This is a genomic window from Paenibacillus sp. 102, from assembly GCF_039549175.1.
Taxonomy (GTDB): domain Bacteria; phylum Bacillota; class Bacilli; order Bacillales; family Bacillaceae_G; genus Bacillus_A.
Genome location: NZ_JBCGHT010000062.1, coordinates 1 through 790 on the forward strand (window position 1 = coordinate 1; position 790 = coordinate 790).

Below are 790 nucleotides of genomic sequence, written 5' to 3' on the forward strand. Positions count from 1 at the left end.
TGCGTGACAGGCAGGCATGTTAACCACTACACCACGGGACCATTTGGTTGCGGGGACAGGATTTGAACCTGCGACCTTCGGGTTATGAGCCCGACGAGCTACCAGACTGCTCCACCCCGCGACGATACTATTTACATATTATATATGGTGGAGGATGACGGGATCGAACCGCCGACCCCCTGCTTGTAAGGCAGGTGCTCTCCCAGCTGAGCTAATCCTCCAAAGTGGTGACCCGTACGGGATTCGAACCCGTGTTACCGCCGTGAAAGGGCGGTGTCTTAACCACTTGACCAACGGGCCAAAAATATTATGGCGGAGAGCAAGGGATTCGAACCCTTGATACGCTTGTGACGTATACACGATTTCCAATCGTGCTCCTTCGGCCAACTCGGACAGCTCTCCAATCATGGCTCCGCAGGTAGGAATCGAACCTACGACCGATCGGTTAACAGCCGATAGCTCTACCGCTGAGCTACTGCGGAAAAATATTAGCCTGGCAATGTCCTACTCTCACAGGGGCAAGGCCCCAACTACCATCGGCGCTAGAGAGCTTAACTTCCGTGTTCGGTATGGGAACGGGTGTGACCTCTCTGCCATCATTACCAGACTATATTCACTAGAGACAAACATTATTATACTTGATTTATTTAAAATGTCAACAAGTTTTTTATGTTCTCTCAAAACTAGATAACATTGCTTCATATTATATGGTTAAGTCCTCGATCTATTAGTATTCGTCAGCTCCACATGTCACCATGCTTCCACCTCGAACCTATCAACCTGATCATCT

At 49.1% G+C, this 790-nt stretch carries 5 tRNA genes and 2 rRNA genes; all 7 read right to left on the minus strand.

The window, feature by feature from the left end:
• Nucleotides 1–44 precede the first annotated feature (44 nt).
• Nucleotides 45–121: transfer RNA gene (locus AAIE21_RS29215), tRNA-Met, on the minus strand.
• 24 nt (nucleotides 122–145) lie between these two features.
• A tRNA-Val gene (locus tag AAIE21_RS29220) sits at nucleotides 146–221 on the minus strand.
• A 4-nt stretch (nucleotides 222–225) separates the two neighbouring features.
• A tRNA-Glu gene (locus AAIE21_RS29225) sits at nucleotides 226–300 on the minus strand.
• 10 nt (nucleotides 301–310) lie between these two features.
• Nucleotides 311–402: transfer RNA gene (locus tag AAIE21_RS29230), tRNA-Ser, on the minus strand.
• A 5-nt stretch (nucleotides 403–407) separates the two neighbouring features.
• A tRNA-Asn gene (locus tag AAIE21_RS29235) sits at nucleotides 408–482 on the minus strand.
• 9 nt (nucleotides 483–491) lie between these two features.
• Nucleotides 492–607, minus strand: a 5S ribosomal RNA gene (gene rrf / locus AAIE21_RS29240).
• Between the two features lie 100 nt (nucleotides 608–707).
• A 23S ribosomal RNA gene (locus tag AAIE21_RS29245) occupies nucleotides 708–790 on the minus strand; the annotation flags it as partial.